Source organism: Enteractinococcus helveticum, assembly GCF_020742345.1.
GTDB lineage: Bacteria > Actinomycetota > Actinomycetes > Actinomycetales > Micrococcaceae > Yaniella > Yaniella helvetica_A.
The window spans coordinates 1-20,987 of the sequence record NZ_DYXC01000155.1 but is presented as its reverse complement, the minus strand read 5'-3'; the positions used below and the strand labels follow the sequence as shown (position 1 = coordinate 20,987).

16 protein-coding genes and 2 pseudogenes are annotated in these 20,987 nt (G+C 58.1%); 6 read left to right on the top strand and 12 right to left on the bottom strand.

All coding sequences use genetic code 11. The features are described from left to right. Window positions 1-89: 89 nt before the first annotated feature. The 5 genes from K8V32_RS13555 (at window position 90) to K8V32_RS13535 (ending at window position 5,564) form a co-directional block, all read left to right on the top strand. Window positions 90-917 carry a class II glutamine amidotransferase domain-containing protein gene (locus K8V32_RS13555; protein WP_303908583.1) on the top strand — a complete coding sequence of 276 codons (828 nt, stop codon included), beginning with the start codon at window positions 90-92 and terminating at the stop codon, window positions 915-917. Next, window positions 905-1,609 (top strand): GltB/FmdC/FwdC-like GXGXG domain-containing protein, encoded by a 705-nt coding sequence (locus tag K8V32_RS13550; RefSeq protein WP_043057713.1) that lies wholly within the window; start codon window positions 905-907, stop codon window positions 1,607-1,609. Before K8V32_RS13555 ends, K8V32_RS13550 begins: the two co-directional genes overlap by 13 nt. After that, a complete protein-coding gene (locus tag K8V32_RS13545) occupies window positions 1,606-2,931 on the top strand; it encodes an FMN-binding glutamate synthase family protein (RefSeq protein ID WP_303908580.1) in 1,326 nt (441 codons plus the stop codon). Before K8V32_RS13550 ends, K8V32_RS13545 begins: the two co-directional genes overlap by 4 nt. Window positions 2,932-3,186: 255 nt before the next feature. Then, the gene (glnT, locus tag K8V32_RS13540) at window positions 3,187-4,554 is read left to right on the top strand and encodes a type III glutamate--ammonia ligase (RefSeq protein ID WP_303908576.1); all 1,368 of its coding nucleotides are present in this window, start codon (window positions 3,187-3,189) and stop codon (window positions 4,552-4,554) included. Between the two features lie 224 nt (window positions 4,555-4,778). Further along, window positions 4,779-5,564 (top strand): succinate dehydrogenase iron-sulfur subunit, encoded by a 786-nt coding sequence (locus K8V32_RS13535; protein WP_303908573.1) that lies wholly within the window; start codon window positions 4,779-4,781, stop codon window positions 5,562-5,564. Between the two features lie 18 nt (window positions 5,565-5,582). Here the strand turns inward: K8V32_RS13535 and K8V32_RS13530 are convergent, their stop codons facing one another. The 10 genes from K8V32_RS13530 to K8V32_RS13485 form a co-directional block, all read right to left on the bottom strand. Beyond that, the gene (locus K8V32_RS13530; RefSeq protein WP_303908570.1) at window positions 5,583-7,034 is read right to left on the bottom strand and encodes a protein adenylyltransferase SelO; all 1,452 of its coding nucleotides are present in this window, start codon (window positions 7,032-7,034) and stop codon (window positions 5,583-5,585) included. Between the two features lie 186 nt (window positions 7,035-7,220). Then, complete coding sequence (locus K8V32_RS13525; RefSeq protein ID WP_303908567.1) at window positions 7,221-8,858, bottom strand: thiamine pyrophosphate-binding protein; 1,638 nt, start codon at window positions 8,856-8,858, stop codon at window positions 7,221-7,223. A gap of 3 nt (window positions 8,859-8,861) precedes the next feature. Next, on the bottom strand, window positions 8,862-9,656 hold the full coding sequence (locus K8V32_RS13520) for a cyclase family protein (RefSeq protein ID WP_303908564.1): 795 nt from the start codon (window positions 9,654-9,656) through the stop codon (window positions 8,862-8,864). A 66-nt stretch (window positions 9,657-9,722) separates the two neighbouring features. After that, on the bottom strand, window positions 9,723-10,805 hold the full coding sequence (locus K8V32_RS13515) for a threonine aldolase family protein (RefSeq protein WP_303908561.1): 1,083 nt from the start codon (window positions 10,803-10,805) through the stop codon (window positions 9,723-9,725). A 34-nt stretch (window positions 10,806-10,839) separates the two neighbouring features. Next, a complete protein-coding gene (locus tag K8V32_RS13510; RefSeq protein WP_303908559.1) occupies window positions 10,840-11,271 on the bottom strand; it encodes a PaaI family thioesterase in 432 nt (143 codons plus the stop codon). A gap of 93 nt (window positions 11,272-11,364) precedes the next feature. Further along, entirely contained in the window at window positions 11,365-12,093 is a 729-nt protein-coding gene (gene narI, locus K8V32_RS13505) for a respiratory nitrate reductase subunit gamma (RefSeq protein WP_303908556.1), read from the bottom strand. Further along, window positions 12,090-12,881, bottom strand: coding sequence for a nitrate reductase molybdenum cofactor assembly chaperone (gene narJ / locus K8V32_RS13500; protein WP_303908554.1), 792 nt, complete (start codon window positions 12,879-12,881; stop codon window positions 12,090-12,092). Before narJ ends, narI begins: the two co-directional genes overlap by 4 nt. Window positions 12,882-12,887: 6 nt before the next feature. Beyond that, a complete protein-coding gene (narH, locus tag K8V32_RS13495) occupies window positions 12,888-14,492 on the bottom strand; it encodes a nitrate reductase subunit beta (protein WP_303908550.1) in 1,605 nt (534 codons plus the stop codon). Between the two features lie 12 nt (window positions 14,493-14,504). Beyond that, window positions 14,505-18,245, bottom strand: coding sequence for a nitrate reductase subunit alpha (locus tag K8V32_RS13490; protein WP_303908548.1), 3,741 nt, complete (start codon window positions 18,243-18,245; stop codon window positions 14,505-14,507). After that, window positions 18,242-19,465 (bottom strand): nitrate/nitrite transporter, encoded by a 1,224-nt coding sequence (locus K8V32_RS13485; protein ID WP_303908545.1) that lies wholly within the window; start codon window positions 19,463-19,465, stop codon window positions 18,242-18,244. Before K8V32_RS13485 ends, K8V32_RS13490 begins: the two co-directional genes overlap by 4 nt. A gap of 148 nt (window positions 19,466-19,613) precedes the next feature. On the opposite strand from K8V32_RS13485, the pseudogene mobA reads away from it, so the two are divergent. Further along, a pseudogene (gene mobA / locus K8V32_RS14670) lies at window positions 19,614-20,075 on the top strand (molybdenum cofactor guanylyltransferase); the annotation flags it as partial. Between the two features lie 348 nt (window positions 20,076-20,423). Here mobA and K8V32_RS14665 read toward each other — a convergent pair. Then, a complete protein-coding gene (locus K8V32_RS14665) occupies window positions 20,424-20,738 on the bottom strand; it encodes a DUF6457 domain-containing protein (protein WP_369681074.1) in 315 nt (104 codons plus the stop codon). An 89-nt stretch (window positions 20,739-20,827) separates the two neighbouring features. Beyond that, a pseudogene (locus K8V32_RS13475) lies at window positions 20,828-20,987 on the bottom strand (2-dehydro-3-deoxyglucarate aldolase); the annotation flags it as partial.

Here is a 20,987-nt window from a genome sequence, read left to right as displayed (position 1 = left end):
CACATAAGAAACTAGGAGGTCTATCCATGTGTGGAATCGCTGGGATCCAACTGCGAAACGAGTCCCTCGCCTCGCAGCTTGGATCACTCATGCATGAGATGGTCGAAGGAATCGTTGTTCGCGGTCCAGACTCTGCAGGTGTTGCATTGTACGGGGACCCAGAACGAGTACCCGACGACTACTCGTCGGTGTCCCTGCTCAATGCGCCGTCTGACATCAAAGAACTCGTGTCTGCCAAACTGCCCGAGGCTGACGTCAGCGTCGAAGACATGGCCGAGACCACCTTTATTCGAGCCAAAGTACCGGTCAAGGAACTGGTCCTGATCGCTCGCGAAGTTGCTCCAGATGCTTCCGTCATCGGCAGCGGTGAAGACAGTGTTGTATACAAGGGCGTTGGCAATCCACTGGACCTGCGCGAAACCTACCGCTTAGCAGATGCCACCGGTTACCAAGGCGTTATCCACACGCGTCTGGCCACCGAATCCGCCATCGATGCCGAAGGGGCACACCCATACTCGGTTAACGGTCTGTCGATCGTGCACAACGGCTCATTTTCCAACCACGCGACCATCCGTCGCGACCTGATGGAAAAAGGCGTTGAATTCGACTCACAGAACGACACCGAAGTTGCCGCCCGCTACATCTCCTACCGGATGCAGGAACTGGGCGAAAGCCTCGATGAAGCAGCCGAAGCACTCAGCGAAAACTTTGATGGTTTCTACACGCTACTGATCACCACGGAAGACAGTTTTGCTGTGGCACGTGACCAGTACGCATGCAAACCAGCCATCATCGCCGAGCACCCTGACTGGGTTGCGATGGCCTCGGAATTCCAGGCCATCTCGCACCTACCAGGTATGGACGATGCGAAGATTTTCGAACCAGCTCCAGGGAAGGTGTACACATGGAAACGCTAACAGACACCACCGTGGAATATGATCTGTCCCAGCACACCGTTCGTGAACTGAACGCCGAACTCCACGCGCCGACCGCAAAGAATTACAAAGTGCTCAAGCCCATGGGTGTGCACTCCGTAGCGGTGGGAATCAACGACGACATCAACGTCGAAATTGACGGCGACGTCGGATATTTCTGTGCTGGCATGCACAAGACGGGCAAAGTCACAGTCAATGGCATGGCCGGGCCAGGCGTTGCCGAAAATATGATGTCGGGCGTCGTCCATGTCAAAGGACACGCATCGCAATCCGCTGCTGCCACCGCCCACGGTGGTCTGCTGGTTGTTGACGGCAATGCTTCCACCCGCTGTGGCATTTCACTCAAAGGCGGCGACATCGTCGTCAAAGGCAATATCGGCGCAATGAGCGCTTTTATGGCACAGGCCGGCCGCATTGTGGTGTGTGGCGATGCAGGCGAAGCCCTGGGCGACTCGATATTCGAAGCGCGGCTGTATGTCCGGGGCAGCGTTGCCTCCCTGGGTGCTGACTGCGTTGCCAAAGAAATGCGCGAAGAGCACCGCGAAGAACTGGTGCAGTTACTCAAAGATGCCGGAATGGAAGACGAAGCCAACGATGCTGCTTATGTCGACTCCTTTACCCGGTATGGATCCGCACGTACCCTGTACCACTTCAATTCTGGAGAGAGTGAATGAGAAGCCCTGAAGATCGTGGACTCCGCGAGTCCGCAATTTTTGATAAAGCATCCATCGCCGCAATTCAGCACGCTGCCGAAACCGGCGTGTACGACATCCGTGGCTTTGGTGCAAAACGAAAAGTCCCACACTTTGACGACCTGCTGTTCCTGGGCTCGGCGATCTCCCGTTACCCGATGGAAGGGTATCGCGAACGCTGCGATACCGATGTCACCACCGGTGAAGCAACCGCGGCACGCCCGATGAAACTGGACATCCCAATCACTATTGCGGGCATGAGCTTCGGCGCGCTATCAGCCAATGCCAAAGAAGCCCTGGGTCGAGGCGCCTCGGCAATGGGGACTTCAACCACCACCGGTGACGGCGGGATGACCGAAGAAGAACGTGGTCACTCCACCAAGCTGGTCTACCAGTTGCTCCCGTCCCGTTATGGGATGAACCCGGATCACCTGCGTCGTGCAGACGCCATTGAAGTGGTCGTTTCACAGGGCGCAAAACCAGGCGGTTCTGGCATGTTGCTGGGGCAGAAAATTTCCGCCCGTGTTGCTGAAATGCGAACGCTGCCCGAAGGCATCGACCAGCGTTCGGCTTGCCGTCACCCAGACTGGACGGGCCCGGACGACCTGACCCTGAAGATCCAGGAACTCCGCGAGATCACCGACTGGCAGGTCCCAATCCACGTGAAAGTGGCTGCTTCCCGCCCGTATTACGACACCAAACTGGCAGTAGCTGCTGGTGCCGACGTCGTCGTTGTTGATGGTATGCAAGGTGGAACCGCGGCGACTCAGGAAGTGTTCATTGAACACGTTGGTATTCCAACCCTGGCCGCTATCGGTCCAGCAGTCAAAGCGCTGAAGGAAATGGGCGTACACCGCAAGGTCAAGCTCATTATTTCCGGTGGTATTCGCACCGGTGCCGACGTCGCCAAAGCCCTGGCATTGGGTGCCGACGCCTGTGCCATTGGGACTGCCGCACTGATCGCACTGGGAGATAACCACCCGCAGTGGGCCGAGGAATACGAAAAAATCGGTTCCGCCGCCGGCTACTACGACGACTACCAGGCAGGCCAAGACCCCGCGGGTATTTCCACCCAGGATCCGAAACTAGCGGCACGCCTGGACCCGATTGCCGCGGGCAAGCGCCTGGCCAACTACCTGCAGGTGCTCACCCTAGAAGCCCAAACCATTGCACGGGCTTGCGGTAAATCGCACGTAACTCACCTGGAACCAGAAGACCTTGTAGCGCTAACGATGGAAGCATCCGCCATGACCGGACTTCCACTCGCCGGCACGGACTGGGTCGTAGGCCAAAACGGTCGATAGTCCAACACCAGGGCTATCGCTGAAATGAGTCGATAATTCCACATACCGCTCTGCCGTCCGGGCGCTCAATCCGGGCGGCAGAGTCGTACTAGAAAACACATTGGGGTCGGACAGAACCGCCTGAAGGGAGCTGTCGCTGGGTATTCATCACAATTTGAATGGTTAGTGGACAACAAATCAGCACCACGCTTTTTCGCAGGCGCACACCATAACAGTGGTGCGTCAAGGAAAACTTCAGAGAGGAACAGAACGACAATGATCGACTCACGGGAAAAACTTAAAGCACAAGCCGAAAAAGACGGCATCGAATTCTTCATGGCCATGGGAACCGAAGTCAACGGTAAACCCAACGCCTCGGTGGCCCCCGCCCAATACATTGATGATCTACTCGACAACGGTGCAGCCTTTGCTGGTTTCGCCTCCGGGGGTCTGTGGCAAGAACCATCCGACGGCGACATCGCCTACATCCCAGACCCATCCACCTACACCCAGCTGCCATGGCGCAAAGAAATGGCCGTACTGATGAGCTTCCCGCACGTCAACGGGGAACTGTGGCCGTACGCTTCACAGAACATCCTGAAGCGTCTCATGGAAGAAGTGCAAGAGGAATTCGGCTGGACCTATAAGACCGGGATGGAACCTGAATTCTTCTTGGTCAAACACAATGACGACGGCAGCATCCGCATTGCTGACTCACTGGATACCTCGGTCAAACCCTGCTATCACGCCTACGGCATCGAACGTTCCTGGCCATATCTTTCCAAACTGTCCCGCTACATTAACGAAATGGGCTGGGGCAACCCCGCCATCGACTCGGAAGACGGCAACGGTCAGTACGAAATCAACATCGACTATTCCGATGCCATGACCACCTCCGACCGACTGATCCTCACCCACTACATGGCCCACTCGGTTGCCTTCCAAGAAGGCAACGGGGTGATCCCAACGTTCATGGGCAAACCATTTACCAACAACACCGGTAACGGACTGAACACCCACTTCAGCCTGTGGGATCAAGACGGTCGCAATGTATTCCAAGACGATAACGATCGCTTCGGCCTGTCCAAGATCGGCTACCACTTCATTGCCGGGGTATTGGCCAATGCCCGCGGCATGCAGGCCCTGATCGGTTCCAACGTCAACGCCTATAAGCGCATCGGTGTGCCACACCCGACCTCCGGTTCGACCTGGACCCCAACCCACGTCATGTACGGTGGCAACAACCGCACCACCATGCTGCGCATCCCAGACGGTGGCCGCGTAGAACACCGGGGTGTAGACGGCGGTGCCAGCCCGCACCTGGCCTCGGCTGCTATCCTAGCCGCCGGAATTGACGGAATTCGTCGGGAACTGGATCCGGGCGAATGCATGGAAGAACGCAACACCTACACCATGAGCCGCAAAGAACTCGCCGAATTCGAACCACTACCCGCAACCCTGTGGGAAGCCGCCAACGAACTCCAACAAAACGACGTCATGCGCAAAGCCATGGGTTCGGGCCCACACGGCGACTTCGTGGATTTCTTCGCCGAAGAAAAACGCAAAGAATTTGCCCTCTACCACAACCAAGTCACCCAGTGGGAGATCGATAACTACCTGACAGGCCCAATGCCGATGTGGTAGACCACTGATTCCTACCCAAGATATTCCAACGAAACTGGGCCGGAACATCCGGCCCAGTTTCGTATTTAAATCCACGCAGAGCTGTGCCGTACAACGGCTGGCTTGCCGCCCCCTATTCCTTTGGACAGCAACCATGTTAGCGTGAGCCACATCACCAAAAGCGTCCTCGGGTGCAACATATCCAGAACAGATGAAATCATCTGCCACAGGTGAAGGAGGCCATCATGACATCACCATCTGGGCCAGACGGGCAGGCTGCCACAACTGATGTGGTCGATACCGCCGATACCGGACAACGCGAGGCATTTACCGTCACCCTTCAAATACAGCGGTATGTGCCAGAATTCTATGAAACACCGTATTGGGACAGCTGGACCCTTGAAATGTCCGGGACTGACCGAGTGCTCGACGCGCTACATAAAATCAAATGGGAATTCGACGGTTCGCTAACGTTTCGTCGCTCCTGTGCTCACGGTATCTGTGGTTCCGACGCCATGCGCATCAACGGCTTCAACCGTCTAGCATGTAAGGTCCTGCTCAAAGATCTCGATATTTCTAAGCCCATTATTGTGGAACCGCTCAAAGGTTTGCCGGTGGAAAAAGATCTGATCGTCGATATGGAACCGTTCTTCCAATCCTACCGCGAAATCTTGCCGTTTCTGATGAGCAACGATCACGAGCCGACCCATGAGCGATATCAAACTATTGAACAGCGACAACGCTACGACGACACCACCAAATGCATTTTGTGTGCAGCATGTACGGCGTCATGCCCAGTGTTTTGGACAGATGGCCAATACTTTGGACCGGCTGCCATAGTGAACGCTCACCGATTTATTTTCGATTCACGCGACGACGCCGGCGATCTGCGACTCGAGGTTCTCAATGACAAAGAAGGCGTGTGGCGGTGCCGAACCGTATTCAACTGCACAAACGCATGCCCACGTGGCATTCAAGTCACCAAAGCTATTGCTGAGGTCAAGAATGCGATTTTACAACACGCACTCTGACGCGCCCTCAACGAGTTGTTAGGTGCCACAGAAGGTCTGATAAGTTTGCGCGAACGCCAGTGACGCCGGGCGTTCTAGATCCGCAAGCTCAGTGCGGCGAATATAAGGATCAGTGACGGCGTCGAAGAGTCGGTTAAAGGTTGACAGATTTTTATGGGTCACGGCATCTTCGATGGCGGCTTCGACTAAATGATTCCGGGGCACATAGACCGGGTTATGCTCCGCGACGGCTTGGGCATCCGGGTTGAGCTCCAGCCAGGAACCGTACCAGGCCAGCAATTCTGGGGCCGCATCGGAGGGAATCGACCCCGAGGAGGCGACGTGTGCCAGGTTGGCGAAAAATGATGTGTAATCCGTGCTGGCGATCCGCAGGTTTTCTAACAGTTGCGTGCCCAGGCTTGCGGCGTCGTCGTCGGCACTGAGCCCCAAGCGCGTGCGGAAGCGCTCACCCCAGGCTTCCGAGTAGGCGGTCCGAAAAGTCGTGACCGCTTCGGTGGCAGCAGTAACGGCCTCGTCTTGGGTCATGACTTGTTCATAGTGCGGATGCATGATCACCGGGAGCAGGGCCTCGGCGAAGCGTGCCAGGTTCCATTCGGCGATCACCGGTTGGTTGCCGTAAGCGTAACGACTCATATAGTCGATGGAGGAGAACACTGCGTGGGGGTCAAAGACATCCAGGAAGGCTACCGGACCAAAATCAATGGAGTGCCCGGCGATGGTCATGTTGTCGGTGTTCATTACACCGTGGATCATGCCGGCGTGCATCCAGTCGGCTATGAGCTCAGCCTGCTGGTGCACCACCTGGTTGAGGAGGCCAAGCCCGGTGTTTTCGGGATGGAGCTTGGGGAAGTGGCGGTCCAGGCTGTAGTTGGTCAGCCGGATGAGCAGCTCCAAGTCGTTATGGGCCCGGGCGTACTGGAATGTCCCAACACGGATGTGGGAAGGGCCGGTGCGAACTAATACGGCAGCAGGTTGTTGGGTTTCCCGCTGGATCGTCTTGCCAGTGGTGATGACCGCTAACGCACGGGTGGTCGGGATACCTAGGGCGTGAACAGCTTCTGAGATCAGGTATTCGCGTAGCATAGGGCCCAGCGCGGCATACCCATCGGAACCGGGGCGCGAGTACGGGGTGGGACCGGTGCCTTTCAGGTGAATATCAACCAGTTCGTCGTTGACTGTGAGCTCACCGGTGAGGATGGCGCGACCGTCGCCGAGCACTGGAACATAGTTGCCAAATTGGTGGCCGGAATAGCCCTGGGCCACGGCGGTGGTGGTCTCGGGCAGTGTGTGGCCCAGCAGGAAATTGATGCCTTCATCGGTGGCCAGCCACTCGGCGTCCAAACCGAGTTCGACTGCGAGTTTGCGGTTGAGCACCACCAGCTTAGGGTCCGGGGTAGGAGCTGGGGTGGCAGGCCGGACAAGTTCGGGGAAAGTCGTAGCGTACTGGGAGGTGAGGTTCGGCAGGCTCATATCTGTTCCTAAAGGTTCCGTTGCCTCACACAGTAGCCGTCACAGCGCACTTGGCGATAGGGGATGTGTTGTGGGTGAACACATCAACGGTTTTGACCTGGATAGTCGGTGGCACCGGGGTGTTGCTGCTGAGCTGGGTGTTCAAAAAGCAAGAACACTACGACCGTGGGGGCTTATGCAGCTGTTCTAGTGGCCCTGGAATGCTTCGGCTAACCACCAGGAGCCGCCATCATTGGCGATCTTGGCATCAATGACCAACGGTGCGGTGGGGGAGGAGTCTAACCACTGTGTGACTGCAGCCAGATCGTCGATGTCGCGAACCGTGATGCCGGTGGCACCGAAGCCGCGCGCGATCGCAGCGATATCGGTTTCCGGGAAGGTCACGGTGTGGTGATCCTGGTCGGTAAAGTGATGGACTTCCGCCCCGTAGGCGGCGTCGTTATAGACCATCACGACCAGTGGCATCTGGTAGCGCACGGCCGTTTCGAGTTCTTGAACGGCCATGAGAAAACCACCGTCGCCGGTGCCCAGGACTGCCAGACGGTTGGGTTGGGCCAGTGCGGCACCGATGGCAGTATATAACCCCAGCCCGATGGCCTGGAAGGCCTGAGTGAAGCAGAAGCCGAACTCATCGGGCACATCCAGGTATTGGGACGGGTAGCCCATGAAATTGCCTGAATCGATGGACACGATTCGTTGGCTCGGCAGCAACTCGTTGAGCCGCTTCGTCACGGCCCGGGGGTCGACCATCTTGCCGGGCACGGAAAGGTCTTCGGTTTCGGTCTGATCCCAGCGTGCACCGGTGACGATGCGCTCGCGGATCTGCTCGGTGCGATATCGGGCCGGTTGGTTGTTAGACAGCAGTGCCATCGCATCGGTTGCGGTAGCTGCAGCATCGGCAACCACGCCAAGGTCGACGGGACGGTGGGCTCCGATGGCTGCGTCGTCAATATCGATCTGGACGATCTTGGTGTCAGCACCGATGAGTTTGCCGCCGCGCATCGTCCACATGTTCAAGGCCGTACCAAATGCGACGATCACATCGGCGCCGGTGATGAGTTCGGCGGTGACCGGGGAGGAGAAGCCACCGGAGATCCCGAGATGATAGGCGTCATCGTTAAATAGGCCTTTGGCTACCGCACTGGTGGCTAATAGTGCGCCGGTTTGTTGTGCCAGAGCGGTGATCTCGGACTTGGCGCCGCGGCCACCGCGCCCGGCGATGAACACCGGGCGTTGGGAACCTTCCAATAGATCAACGAATTGCCTTAACACCCGGTGGTCGGGGCGCTGCGCCTGAGCGGAGCCGATGGTTATCCCGTCGATGCTGCCCACCGCCGGTGCGGCCTGCACATCCAGCGGCAGGTTCAGCACCACGGTGCGTCGTTCGCGCAGCGCGGTGCGATACGCCCGGACAACATCAGCAACCGCCGTCTCGGGGGTGTGTACGCGGTGGGCGTCGGCGCCCAGGCTGGTGGTAAAGGCATCTTGATCCATTGCAAAGTTGGAATGCAGCGCCCCGCGTGAAGCTTCGGCGGCCAACACGAGCACCGGCGAATCCGATTTCGCGGCCTCGCCGATCCCGGTTGCCGCATTGGTCAGCCCGCACCCTTGGTGCAGCGACACCGCGGCCACCGTATCTGACATGCGTGCGTAGGCATCGGCCATGGTGGATGCGCCGCCTTCGTGACGGGTTGCGGTAAATGGTACGCCCGCCGCGCGCAGCGCATTGGTGACATGGAAGTTGCCGGACCCGACCACACCAAAGCAGTGGCCGATACCCAGTTGTCCTAACAGCGCGCCGATTTGTTCGGCAACCGTCGTCATGGGTTAGCCCTCCACGAGCGCATATACACGGCATGGTGAGGCCGTACCGTTGACAATGGGTAGTGGCGCGACGACGATGACCGCGCCACGCGTGGGCAGGCTGGCCAGATTCTGCAGGGACGTGACACCGTATTTATCATTGCCCAACAGGTGATAGTGGATGGGAAACGGCGGATCCAGCTCAGCGCCTTTGCCCGCATCAATGCCCACGGTTTCCACACCGAGGCCGGAAATTTTGGTCTCTTCGGCTAACCATTTGGCACACTGTGCAGAAATGCCCGGGGTGTGCGAGCCGGTTTCGTCCTCGTTCAAAAATGCTTGCTGGTCTTGGGCGTACTGGTCCCACCCGGTGCGGAAGAGTAACCACCCGTTTTCCGGCAGGGGGCCGTGCTGCGCCTCCCAGGCTTTGACGTGATCAATTTCCAACAGGAAATCCGGGTTCTCGGCCGACTCGGCCGAAAAATCCAGGACCACCGCATCACCAATGAGGCGTTCGGGCTCGATCGAGGCGACGTCCTTACCGTCCTTGCCGCTAATCCAGTGGATCGGTGCATCCAAGTGGGTGCCAATGTGCTCACCGGTGGCCATGTTATTGTGCGACCAGAAGGGGCCATCGTCGTTGAAATGCGCGACATTTTCGAGGCTGAAGTCCACCAGGTTCGGAAACGGTTCCGGCAGGCGTAATGTGGGAGTCTCGGCTGACAGTTTATTGGTCAGATCCACAATCTGGATGTGCTGTTTTGCCAGGGCAGTGGCGAATTGGTGCAAAATCGAGTTGGTCTTGCTGGTTACGGTCATGACGTTCCTATCAGGGGAAATGGGATCCAACATCAAATATAGTGTGGGCCACGTCATATCGGTGATCTATGGCGCAATGCTTCGGGTCGAACCGCGCAGCACCTGTAGTAGTTCATCGACTTTGGCGGTGGTGGTGGCCCACGAGCATACCAGGCGGACAATTGGCAGCCCGGCATCAGTGCTGCCCCATAGGTGAACAACATAGTGTTCACGCAGGGTATTGACCAGGGCCTGGGGCATTGCCGCCAGTACGGTATTGGCATCTGGCGTCTGCACCTCAATACCCGGGAGCTCTGCCAGGCCCTCGGCTAAGTAGGCGGCCGCTGAATTGGCAGCGCTGGCGTTGCGATGCCACAGTGAGGTGCCAAACATCGCATTGAGTTGGGCCGATAAAAACCGCGTCTTGGATGCCAGTTGGGTCGTGTACTTGATAATTGGTGCCAGCACGTTCTGTGGCACCCGATTGGACAGTACGATGACGGCCTCGGCGCCCATGGCACCGTTCTTGGTTGCACCCAGGGATAAAATATCCACACCCAGTGCCGTCGTGGCCCCGTGCAGATCTAACCCCAGTGCCGCAGCAGCCTGGGAGAGTCGCGCCCCATCCATGTGGACGGCCAGGCCAGCCTCGTGGGCCACATTGCACAATTCGGTGAGTTCCTCGGGCGCGTAGACGGTCCCCATTTCGGTGACCTGGGAAATACTCACCGCACGTGGCTGGGTGGCCTGTGGATTCCCGACGTCGGATGCCAGAACCCGAACCACATCCGCCGGGAGCAGTTTGCCCCGATGATGTGGTTGTGGTTTTAGGGTCAGTCCGGCACGTACCGGGGCTGAAGATTCCGAGGTATAGACATGGGCCGTGTCGGCGCATACGACGGAACTGTGTGGATGCGACACCGCCTGCAGGGACACAATGTTGGCGCCGGTGCCGTTGAATACCGGGAAGCCGTAGGCACCGGTGCCAAAGATGTCGTCGATCATTTCGGCAAACGCCTCGGTGGTTGCATCGGCCCCGTAGGCTGCGGCGTCGTCATTGACCGCGGTGATGGCTGCCAAGATTTCGGGGTGCGCCCCGGCGATATTATCGGACGCGAAGTGCGGGTCGGCACCGGGCGCGTGGAAACGGCGAGCAAGAGTGGTCGTCATATTCCCATTGTCTCACTGGAGGGTGAAGTCGCCATTAGTCGGCGTGGTCCAACACCGCCATGGTGCACCGCGAGATGCACACGAGTTTGCCATCTTGGTTGTGCAACCGGATGTCCCACACCTGTGAGCGTCGTCCGCGCGATACCGGTGTTGCCCGGGCGGTAATGACATCACCGGGTATACCGGGGCGAATATGGTTGGCGTTAATTTCTTGCCCGACGACGTACTGCCTTTGCCGATCAACGGTCATCATGGCCCCCACCGAACAGGCGGTTTCTGCCAGGACAACGGATACCCCACCGTGGAGGATTCCTGCCGTCTGCAGGGTCTTCTGGCTCACGGGCATGGTGAGCTCCAGATAGTCCTCACCGATCTGGCTGAATTCAATATCCAGAACATCGATGACCGTATTGGCACGGTACTGGGAGAGTTCCTCAACGGTCGGGTTACCAAACCAAATGCTCATGTCACGCTACTTTCCAACGCTGATGTGGGTCCTGTTGGACAGTGTAGGACATGCCAGCTGCGGTTTCGCACAGGCGACTGCCCGGTAGGAGCCTTAGAAGTCGATCGGTTCCCAGCCCCGGCGTTGCGGTTGGCGTAGTTGGTCTTTGCTGCGATAGACGATGTATGGCCGGGTGAGGTAGCCCAGCGGCACGGTGAAAACGTGGACGAGTCGGGTAAACGGCCACAGGGCGAATAACAGGATTGCTGAGATGACGTGAATTTGGAATCCGGTGGTTGCCGCAGCCATCAACCCGGCATCGGGTTGGAATGTCCAGAACTGACGGAACCACACCGAGATGGAGCCCCGATAGTCAAAATGGCCAAACCCGCTTTCGAACACGGTCGCATAGACTCCCGCCAGGATGGTGATCCCCAGCATCAGGTACATCAGTTTGTCCAGCTTGGTGGTCTCGCCGAACACCCGAGTGTTGGTCCGTCGCCGGTAGATCAAAATAGCCAACCCACCGATAGTTGCGGCCCCTGCCCCCAGTCCGATCGTGATCGCCATAATGTGGTACATATCTTCGGTGAAACCGATCGCTTCGGTCCAGGCCCGAGGAATGCCTAATCCAATGACGTGTCCGAGGAACACAAAGATGATGCCGTAGTGAAATAAGGGGGAACCAATCCGTAGCAGCTTGTTTTCATAGATCTGCGAGGAGCGGGTGGTCCAGCCAAATTTGTCATAGCGGTAGCGCCAGATGTGGCCGAGAATAAAGCTCGCCAGCGCTAAATACGGGATGATGACCCACAGAAAGGTCTCCCAGGCAGTCGGTGTCATGACTTGCGTCCCTTCAGACTCTTGAGCGGGATAAAGGTTTTTCCGCCCGGGGCGGGTGGTGGCGAGGTTGCATAGGGGGTCATATCCATCGGTGGCATGTCTTCTGAACCGTCACCATAACCAGCCAGACCGACCAGCTCATCCTCGGGCCCGTCGGCAATCAGCTTTTGGACCGCTTCGATATCCGAGCCCTGGAGTTCGGGCAGGGTGGCACAGACCGCGTCGATTGCCCCGTGCCAAACCGATGCTCGTTCTTCCAGATGCAGGCGCAGCAGTTCCAGTCCGGCGCGATTGGTCTTGAGTATCTCAATGGCTTCAAGCAGCCTGTGGCCAGCACCAAATTCCAAAACGTAGGTCAAGTGATCAGGCAGCTCGTCATTCGAAACTTCCAGGCCAGCATGACGGTATTGTTCTTTGATCTGCAATAACGCCAGACCGCGACGGCGAGTATCCCCGTTGGAGAAATAGGTCAGGTACAAACAGCCACGACGGCGCGTATCAAAGGTCTCGACATACTCACAGCGCAGCTCCATAATGTCGCCGGTGTCTAGGGCAGTGATGAGTTCTTGGAGCCCTTGGCGCGGTCGTTGCGGCAAACCTGAGATCAATCGCTGGAGTAGCGGCAACTGTTCTAGCAGCTCGTTGCCGGGGTAGTCGATCAGCCAGGATGCTGCCGTCCAGGCGGCCCTGACTTGGTCATCGGTCATGGGCACCTGAGTGTCCAGGCTGCCCTGTGCTTTGGTGAGCTTTTTCCGATTGCGACCGAACCGGCCAAGTGATAGCGCCATCGGTGCTCACGTTCCTTTGGGTTCTGGGAAAAGCCCGGGCGGTCTGCCTTCGCCGTCCCAATCCAACAGATTAAACCGGCCTTTGAGATGTTTCCGATCGCCGGGGCCGACCAGTTTTTCTGCGTTGCCGGCGACTCCGGGGATATCTTCCATGCCTGGCCCACCATCGAAGTTCAGTGGACAATCGCTGCCGATGCCCTCTAAATCGTGGGCTGACTCGGAGTGGCCCGCCGGAATAACATAGCGTTCGTCGTATTTTGCCAAGGCCAGCAGGCGGTACATGTCTTGCATCGTGTCGCCGTCCATCCCGACCGCATAGGCGATGGAATCATCGGGTTGTCCGCCCAGGTTGATGTCTCGCATATAGGATCGCATGGCGGCCATTTTGCGCAACACATCAGCCACAATATCCACATCCCCGGCGGTGAAAAGATTGGCTAGGTATTCTAACGGAATGCGCAGCTCATCAATGGCGCCGAACAGGTTGCCGGCATCTTCGGCGTCATAACCGCTATCGCCTACGACATCCACGATCGGCGACAGCGGTGGGATGTACCAGACCATGGGCATGGTGCGGTATTCCGGATGCAACGGCAGGGCTACTTCATATTCTTTGATGAGCTTGTAAATTGGCGAATGCTGTGCCCCCATGATCCAGTCGTAGGGGATGCCACCGGCTTCGGCATGTTCCATGACCACCGGATCGAACGGGTCAAGAATCAGCTCCTTTTGCGCCTCATAGAGGTCTTGATCATTCGGCATGGAGGCGGCTTCGGTAACCCGGTCGGCGTCGTACAGTACCAAACCGATGTAGCGCAGACGCCCGACACAGGTCTCGGCACACACTGTGGGCTCGCCAACCTCAATGCGTGGGTAGCAAAACGTACATTTCTCGGCTTTGCCGGTCTTGTGATTAAAATACACTTTCTTATACGGGCACCCAGAGACACAGAAACGCCAACCGCGGCACCGTTCCTGGTCCACTAACACGATGCCGTCTTCACTGCGCTTATAGATCGCACCCGATGGGCACGACGCCGCACAGGAGGGGTTAAGGCAGTGCTCGCAAATGCGTGGCAGGTAGAACATGAAGGTCGATTCGAATTCCATCTGCACTTTGTCTTCGATACCTTTGATCATCGGATCTTTGGTTTTGTGCGCATAGGTTCCGCCCAGATCGTCGTCCCAGTTTCCTGACCACTGGATGTTCATGCGTTCACCGGTGAGTAACGATTTTGGGGGCGCAGTCGGGATGTGTTGTTGTTCGGGAGCATTGAGCAGGTTGTCATACTCATAGGACCAGGGCTCGTAGTAGTCCTCAATCCCGGGCAGTCGGGGGTTGGAAAAGATGCTGGCCAATTTCGCTAATTTTCCGCCGGCTTTGAGCTTCAGCTTGCCGCGCCGTGACAAAGCCCAGCCGCCCTGCCATTTCTCTTGATCTTGATAGCCACGGGGGTAACCCTGGCCAGGTCGCGTTTCGACATTGTTAAACCAGACGTATTCGGTTCCTTTGCGATTGGTCCAGGCCTGCTTACAGGTCACTGAACAGGTGTGGCACCCGATGCATTTGTCGAGATTCATCACCATCGCCATCTGCGCCATGACCCTCATGCTGGTCACCTCTCAATACTGGACATCTTGGTTCTTACGACGCCGGATCACCGTGATTTCATCACGCTGATTGCCGGTTGGGCCGTAATAGTTGAATGCAAATGACAAATTTGCGTACCCACCGACCAGGTGGGTGGGTTTGATCATGATGCGGGTCAAAGAGTTATGGACACCGCCGCGCTGCCCCGAGGTTTCGGAGATCGGGGTGTTGACCGTGCGTTCCTGGGCGTGGTACATAAATGCGGTGCCCTTGGGCATCCGGTGTGAAACAACGGCCCGGGCGGCCACCACCCCGTTGCGGTTGACTGCTTCTACCCAGTCGTTGTCTTGGATGCCAACGGCTTGGGCGTCTTCGACACTCATCCAAATGTTCTGACCGCCGCGGCTCAAGGACATCATAAAGAAGTTCTCCTGGTACATCGTGTGGATAGCCCACTTATTATGCGGGGTCAGATACCGCACGGTGATGTGGGTGCCGTCGGTGTCACCCACTGCAGGTTCGTTGAATAGGGCGTTCATATCTAGGGGTGGCCGGAACGTGGGCAGCGCGTCACCCATTTCAATGAACCAGTCGTGATCCAGATAGAACTGCATCCGCCCGGTGAGCGTATGCCAGGGCTTGAGTCGCTCAACGTTGATGGTAAACGGCGAATACCTACGACCACCGGTTTCCGAACCGGACCATTCTGGTGAAGTAATGACCGGGACCGGGGCAGCTTTGGCATCCTGGAAGGAGACCAGTTTGCCTTCGTGCTCTGCTGACAGGTCGCGCAGCTGCTGGCCGGTGCGCCGTTCCAGGTGCTCGAATCCTTCGGTGGCCATGAGCCCATTGGTGGTGCCCGACAGTCCAAGAATGTAGTCGGCTGCCTGCAGGTCGGTCTTAATGCTCGGCTGGCCAGCCCCCACACCACTACGTGCGGTGCCGTTGATCGCACGCAACCGTTCGATGTGGTGATCGACCTGATATTGAATGCCGCGGCTGTTCATACCCTTGCGCTCTAACAGTGGGCCAATGGTCGTGTACTTATCGTAAATAGCGGTGTAGTCGCGCTCGACTTCGACGAGTTTGGGCATAGTCTGGCCGGGGATGGGTTCACATTCACCAAATTTCCAGTCCAAAACGCGCCCTTTCGGCGTGTTCAGTGCATCCGAAGAGTCGTGCTGTAGTGGTTGTGCCACGACGTCGGTCCGGGTGCCCAAGTGGTTTCGTGCCAGGGCAGAGAATTTCTTGGCGATCGTCGCCCAGATTTCCCAGTCGGTTCGTGACTGCCACGGGGTGGAGATGGCTGGGTTGAATGTATTGACAAACGGGTGCATATCGGTGGTTGATAGGTCATGTTTTTCATACCAGGTCGCCGCCGGGAGCACTACGTCACTGTGGAGCGTGGACGTCGTCATTCGGAAATCCAGGGTCAACATCAAATCGATCTTGCCGATTGGTGCATTGTCGCGCCATTTCACATCTCGGGGGCGTAAGTGTTCGGGGGTTTGTCCGGCGCTGACCGTGTTGTCGACGCCGAGGAGGTGTTTGAAGAAGTACTGTTCCCCCTTGGCCGAGGACGCCAGGGTGTTAGCACGCCACATGGACCAAATGCGCGGATAGTTATTTTCGGCATCGGGATCTTCGACGGCAAAGTGTAAGCGATCGGCTTTGAGCTCCTCGACGATGTGCTCGGCGGCTGTCTTGCCCGCAGCCTGTGCCTCATCGGCGATGTCTAGCGGGTTGCGATCAAAGGACGGGTAGAACGGCTGCCAGCCCAATCGTGTCGATAAGGCCACCGCATCGGCCGTGGTCATCCCGGCGAATTTGCCCTTACCTGCCCGGGCGGCGAGTTTATCGGCACCGAATTGGTCATAGCGCCACTGGTTGGTGTGGACGTACCAGAACGTGGTTTGGGTTTGCTGACGCGGAGGTTGGGACCAGTCCAGGGCGTTGGCCAGGTGGATCCAGCCGGTGAAAGGCCGGATTTTTTCTTGGCCAACGTAGTGCGCCCAGCCGCCACCGTTGACGCCCTGTGTTCCGCACAGTGTTGTCAGGGTCAAAAAGGTTCGGTAGGTCTGATCGGAGTGGAACCAGTGGTTGGTCCCGGCACCCATGATGATCATGGAGCGCCCCTTGGAATCCCGCGCATTGGTTGCAAATTCACGGGCAATACGGGCCGCGGCTTCGCCGGGGACGCCTGTGATGCGTTCTTGCCAGGCCGGGGTGTTGGGGCTGGTGGCATCATCAAGTCCGGTGGGCCAGGTGCCGGGCAGCCCGGCACGGCCCACGCCGTACTCGGCGAGCAGCAGATCATAGACCGTGGTGACTTTGCGTCCATCGGACAGGGTCCGGTAGGGGACTCCACGCACAACGGTGTCGATCTCTCCCTGGGCTGCAGTATCGAAGCGTGGTAGGACAATTTCGCCTGTTGCCTCGGCACCGGTCATCACTGACAGTGCGGGCCGGATGTCGCCTAGATCCAGATTCCACTGTCCTTCGCCGTCGTCGCTGAAGCGGTGACCCAGCGTGCCATTGGGCACAGCGGGCGCATCGGTGACGGTATCCCACATGACCGGTTTGAACACAGCGTGCTCGGTGGTGGATTCCTCGGAGGTACCCGCGGCAAGATCGGTGGCCACGATGAACTTGCCAGCGGAGTATTGGCCGGACTCGTTGGTGGTGAGTTCGACCAAAAAGGGCAGATCCGTGTATTGCTTGACGTAGTGATCAAAGTATTCGGTGGTGTTTTCAACGAAGAACTCTTTGAGGATCACATGTCCCATGGACATGGCGAGTGCGCCGTCGGTGCCGGTGGCTGGTGCCAACCATTCATCAGCGAACTTCACATACTCTGCGTAGTCGGGGCTGACAGAAATGACTTTTTGGCCGCGGTAGCGGGCTTCGGCCATCCAGTGGGCATCGGGGGTGCGGGTCAGTGGAACGTTGGAACCCCACATCATCAGGTAGCTGGCATTGAACCAATCCCCGGATTCTGGAACGTCAGTTTGGTCGCCAAATATCTGGGGTGAGGCCGGGGGTAGATCGGCGTACCAGTCGTAGAAGGACAGCATGCTGCCGCCGATGAGCTGGTGAAAGCGCGCACCCGATGAGAACGAGACCGGACTCATCGCCGGGATGGGCGAAAACCCGGTGGTCCGGTCTGGACCGAGGTATTTGACGGTGTAAACATAGGCGGCTGCAACGAGTTCTACGACTTCATCCCAGGTGGCTCGCACCAGCCCGCCTTTGCCCCGTACGGATTTGTAACGGCGGGCTTTCTCAGGGTCTTCGACAATGGATTTCCATGCTTCAACCGGATCTGAATATTTCGCTTTGGCTTCGCGGAACATCCGCATCAGCACGGCACGCACATACGGGTAGCGCACACGGGTTGGGGAGTAGGTGTACCAGCTAAATGAAGCGCCGCGGGGGCATCCTCGGGGTTCGTATTCGGGCATATCGGGGCCCGCCGAGGGGTAGTCGGTGGCCTGAGATTCCCAGGTAATCAACCCGTCTTTGACATACACGTTCCAGGAGCATGAGCCGGTGCAGTTGACGCCGTGGGTGGAACGAACCACTTTGTCGTGAGCCCAGCGGTTGCGGTAGAACGAGTCGCCGTGGCGTCCGCCGTCGTAATGAACTTCGCGGTTGTCCTGGCTAATGGCTGCCTTGCGCGTAAAGATTTTGCGCACCCCGACCAGAGCGTCCATGGCCGCATTATCGATTCCTGCGGGTTGGTCGCCGGCGGTGGCCCGGTCGTCGATGGTCATCCGATACTCCTGTGTTCTTCGGTCTGGGCAGAGGTCGTATTGCGCATGCCGCGTGCGGTCCATAGGGTGATGAGCCCGGCGACGACGGTGGCTACGGCAAGTAGCAACAGACCCCAGCGATATTCTTGGGTAGCCGCCCACAAGCCGCCTAACAGCAGGGGTGGTACGAAGCCACCGAGCCCTCCGGCGGCCCCGACGAAGCCGGTAATGGAACCCACCTGGTGTGGGTCAGAGACTTGGGCGACCAGGGCGAAGACAGCACCGGCACCTAACCCCAAGCCGATGGCCATGAGGAGGAACGCCACGGTGCCCAACCCTTCGAGTCGCGGATTGGTGGCCAGCGATAGCGCACACACCACGACGATGACATAGCCACCTAGCAGGGTGATGATGGGTCCGATGGTATCCGAGAGCATCCCACCGAGTGGGCGCATGATGACTGCAGCAATAACAAAGCCGGCCATGCGCAGGGCGGCATCGCCGGCGTCGAGTCCATAGGCGTTCATGAGATAGGTGGGCAGAAATACCGAGAACGCCACATACCCGCCGAAGGATAAGGCGTAGAGATAACACGCCTGCCAGGTGAAAGGCAGTTTCATCACGGCGGCCAGCTGGCGCCCAATATTTTGTTCACTGGGGTGCCAGTCCGGGTGGTTCTTCATCAGCGCCAGGGCGGCTAGCGCGTAGATCAGGAGCACGGCAGCAGTCACCATGAACGGGATGACGGCGCCGTGTTCAAATAACGGCACCGTGGTGAAAGCTGCGATTGCCGTGCCACCCATACCGATGCCGTAGATACCCGTGGCGGTTCCACGACGCTCCTTGGGAAACCACGAGTTGACGTAGGGGATGCCGATGGCAAAGGAGGTGCCACCGACGCCGAGCAAGAACCCTCCGATTAACAGGGTGACGTAGTGATATTGCCCAACGAAGCCAATGAACAGGACGGGGATGATGGTGATCAACGAGATGGTGGGCATCATCAGTCGTCCGCCGAAACGATCGGTGAGTGCCCCAACAATGATCCTGCCCAGCGATCCGACGAGCACCGGGATGGCAACCAGCAGGGCGGCGTCGTCGGCAATCGCATCTTCAACAAAGATTGGTCCAAGTGGACTCAAGAGTGACCAGGCCCAGAAATTTACCGCGAAGCCCAGCGTGGCCATGACCAGCGCTGTTGTGCGCTGGGCTCTGGTAGGTGTTGACACGGGGTTGGCCATTGATCATCCCTGTCTAGGCGCGCGGTTAAGCAGTTACGCTAACATAATTGTGAGACAGTTCACAGATAGTGGGTGGTGCGCTCGCAGGTCAGGCACCGATGATTGTAGGATCCTGTGTGGCTCAATACTTTGGTAATCCTCGAGGGGGATGTTCAACATGTTCGAACAGCACACCGTCTACGCTGTTGTGCTGACCGGCGGACGTTCTTCTCGGATGGGTGGCCGACACAAACCGGGAATCTTGATTGATGGTCGCAGCGTTATTGATCGAACGCTCCGGGCGCTTTGGTCTGCGGCACCATCAGCGCAGGTTGTTATTGCTGGAAGTGCTGGCGGGTTGTCACCCCAACTGCGAGACCGGGTTCTTGTGGTGCGCGAGGATCCGCCGTTTTCTGGGCCGCTGGCCGGTGTCGCGGCAGCACGTCAAGCCATCCCCGCATCAGATGGCGTGGTGCTCCTTTTGGGCGGGGACCTCCCGTTTCTCTCATCGGACACGATAAGCAGCCTGATCGCGACGATCGTTGACGGCGCCGATGCCGTCAGTTGCGTGGATGACACCGGTCATCTGCAGTACTTATGCGCCGGCTGGCGACAAGAGGTTTTTCATGCCCAGCTTGCACAAATCGCCGACCCGGCGGGAGTGCCCCTGCGGGTGTTGTTTTCAGGGCTGACCCCGAAGCTGATTGATTGCGATCCAGATGAGCTACGCGATATTGATACCCCCTATGATCTGGCACGGGCGGTCACGACCGCTGATGGTCGTCCGGTGCCGGAATCGCTGTTGGCCGCCGTTGATCGATTCGAAGATGAACACGGTCAGAATGTGGCGGGGCTGAGTCCCGGCCAAACAGCGGAAATTTTAGATTTCGCACGCGAAGTGAAGTATGCGCCGGGTGTGACAAACCCGGTGGTCGCAGCGTTTTTAGCCGGTCAATTAGCGGGGGCCCGGGACGGGTTATCAGTCCGGCAGGCCCTGGACCGGGTGCTGGGTGTTGTCGGTGGTCAGCATCAGGTTGGGGATATTCAGGAGTCTGCCGACCATCTGGCACGCGGTGGCGACGTCGGGGGCTTGTCCGGTACTGACCAATAATCCGGCCAGATACATGGCAACGGGGCCGGCAGAGCGTACCAATCCGGTTGATACTTGCCAGGCGGCAGATAGCACGGCGTCGACATCGGCGGGTTTCAGCGGTTCCAGGCCGAGCTCTTCGGCCGCGTGCTGAGCCCAAGCGGTCAGCTCGGCCAAGTCCGAAGTGTCATCTTGATTGCCCATAGGGCCAGCTTAGCCAATGCCAGTACCCGTGACGACGCCCAGCAACCGGGATGGTTGCCGGGCGTGGTTGCTATCAGCAGTGATTGGCGTTAGTAGCTGGTGGTGGCCGTGTCTACGGTGGTCCACTTGGCTGCGAGTTGTTCGGTTGCACGAGCCAGCAGGGCGACGTCGGCACCAACGTTGACGAAGTCTGCACCGGCGTCAACATAGTCTTGGGCCTGATCGGGGTTGAATGCGTTGACTCCGGCA

What these genes read in the sequence shown, in the direction of transcription:
- K8V32_RS13520 (WP_303908564.1), bottom strand. Translation starts at nt 9,656, where the DNA reads ATGACCGTAACCAGCAAGACCAACTCGATTTTGCACCAATTCGCCACT.
- glnT (WP_303908576.1), top strand. Translation starts at nt 3,187, where the DNA reads ATGATCGACTCACGGGAAAAACTTAAAGCACAAGCCGAAAAAGACGGC.
- K8V32_RS14665 (WP_369681074.1), bottom strand. Translation starts at nt 20,738, where the DNA reads ATGGGCAATCAAGATGACACTTCGGACTTGGCCGAGCTGACCGCTTGG.
- K8V32_RS13555 (WP_303908583.1), top strand. Translation starts at nt 90, where the DNA reads ATGCATGAGATGGTCGAAGGAATCGTTGTTCGCGGTCCAGACTCTGCA.
- K8V32_RS13535 (WP_303908573.1), top strand. Translation starts at nt 4,779, where the DNA reads ATGACATCACCATCTGGGCCAGACGGGCAGGCTGCCACAACTGATGTG.
- K8V32_RS13525 (WP_303908567.1), bottom strand. Translation starts at nt 8,858, where the DNA reads ATGACGACGGTTGCCGAACAAATCGGCGCGCTGTTAGGACAACTGGGT.
- narJ (WP_303908554.1), bottom strand. Translation starts at nt 12,881, where the DNA reads ATGGCGCTATCACTTGGCCGGTTCGGTCGCAATCGGAAAAAGCTCACC.
- narH (WP_303908550.1), bottom strand. Translation starts at nt 14,492, where the DNA reads ATGAGGGTCATGGCGCAGATGGCGATGGTGATGAATCTCGACAAATGC.
- K8V32_RS13545 (WP_303908580.1), top strand. Translation starts at nt 1,606, where the DNA reads ATGAGAAGCCCTGAAGATCGTGGACTCCGCGAGTCCGCAATTTTTGAT.
- K8V32_RS13530 (WP_303908570.1), bottom strand. Translation starts at nt 7,034, where the DNA reads ATGAGCCTGCCGAACCTCACCTCCCAGTACGCTACGACTTTCCCCGAA.
- K8V32_RS13485 (WP_303908545.1), bottom strand. Translation starts at nt 19,465, where the DNA reads ATGGCCAACCCCGTGTCAACACCTACCAGAGCCCAGCGCACAACAGCG.
- K8V32_RS13515 (WP_303908561.1), bottom strand. Translation starts at nt 10,805, where the DNA reads ATGACGACCACTCTTGCTCGCCGTTTCCACGCGCCCGGTGCCGACCCG.
- K8V32_RS13510 (WP_303908559.1), bottom strand. Translation starts at nt 11,271, where the DNA reads ATGAGCATTTGGTTTGGTAACCCGACCGTTGAGGAACTCTCCCAGTAC.
- narI (WP_303908556.1), bottom strand. Translation starts at nt 12,093, where the DNA reads ATGACACCGACTGCCTGGGAGACCTTTCTGTGGGTCATCATCCCGTAT.
- K8V32_RS13490 (WP_303908548.1), bottom strand. Translation starts at nt 18,245, where the DNA reads ATGACCATCGACGACCGGGCCACCGCCGGCGACCAACCCGCAGGAATC.
- K8V32_RS13550 (WP_043057713.1), top strand. Translation starts at nt 905, where the DNA reads ATGGAAACGCTAACAGACACCACCGTGGAATATGATCTGTCCCAGCAC.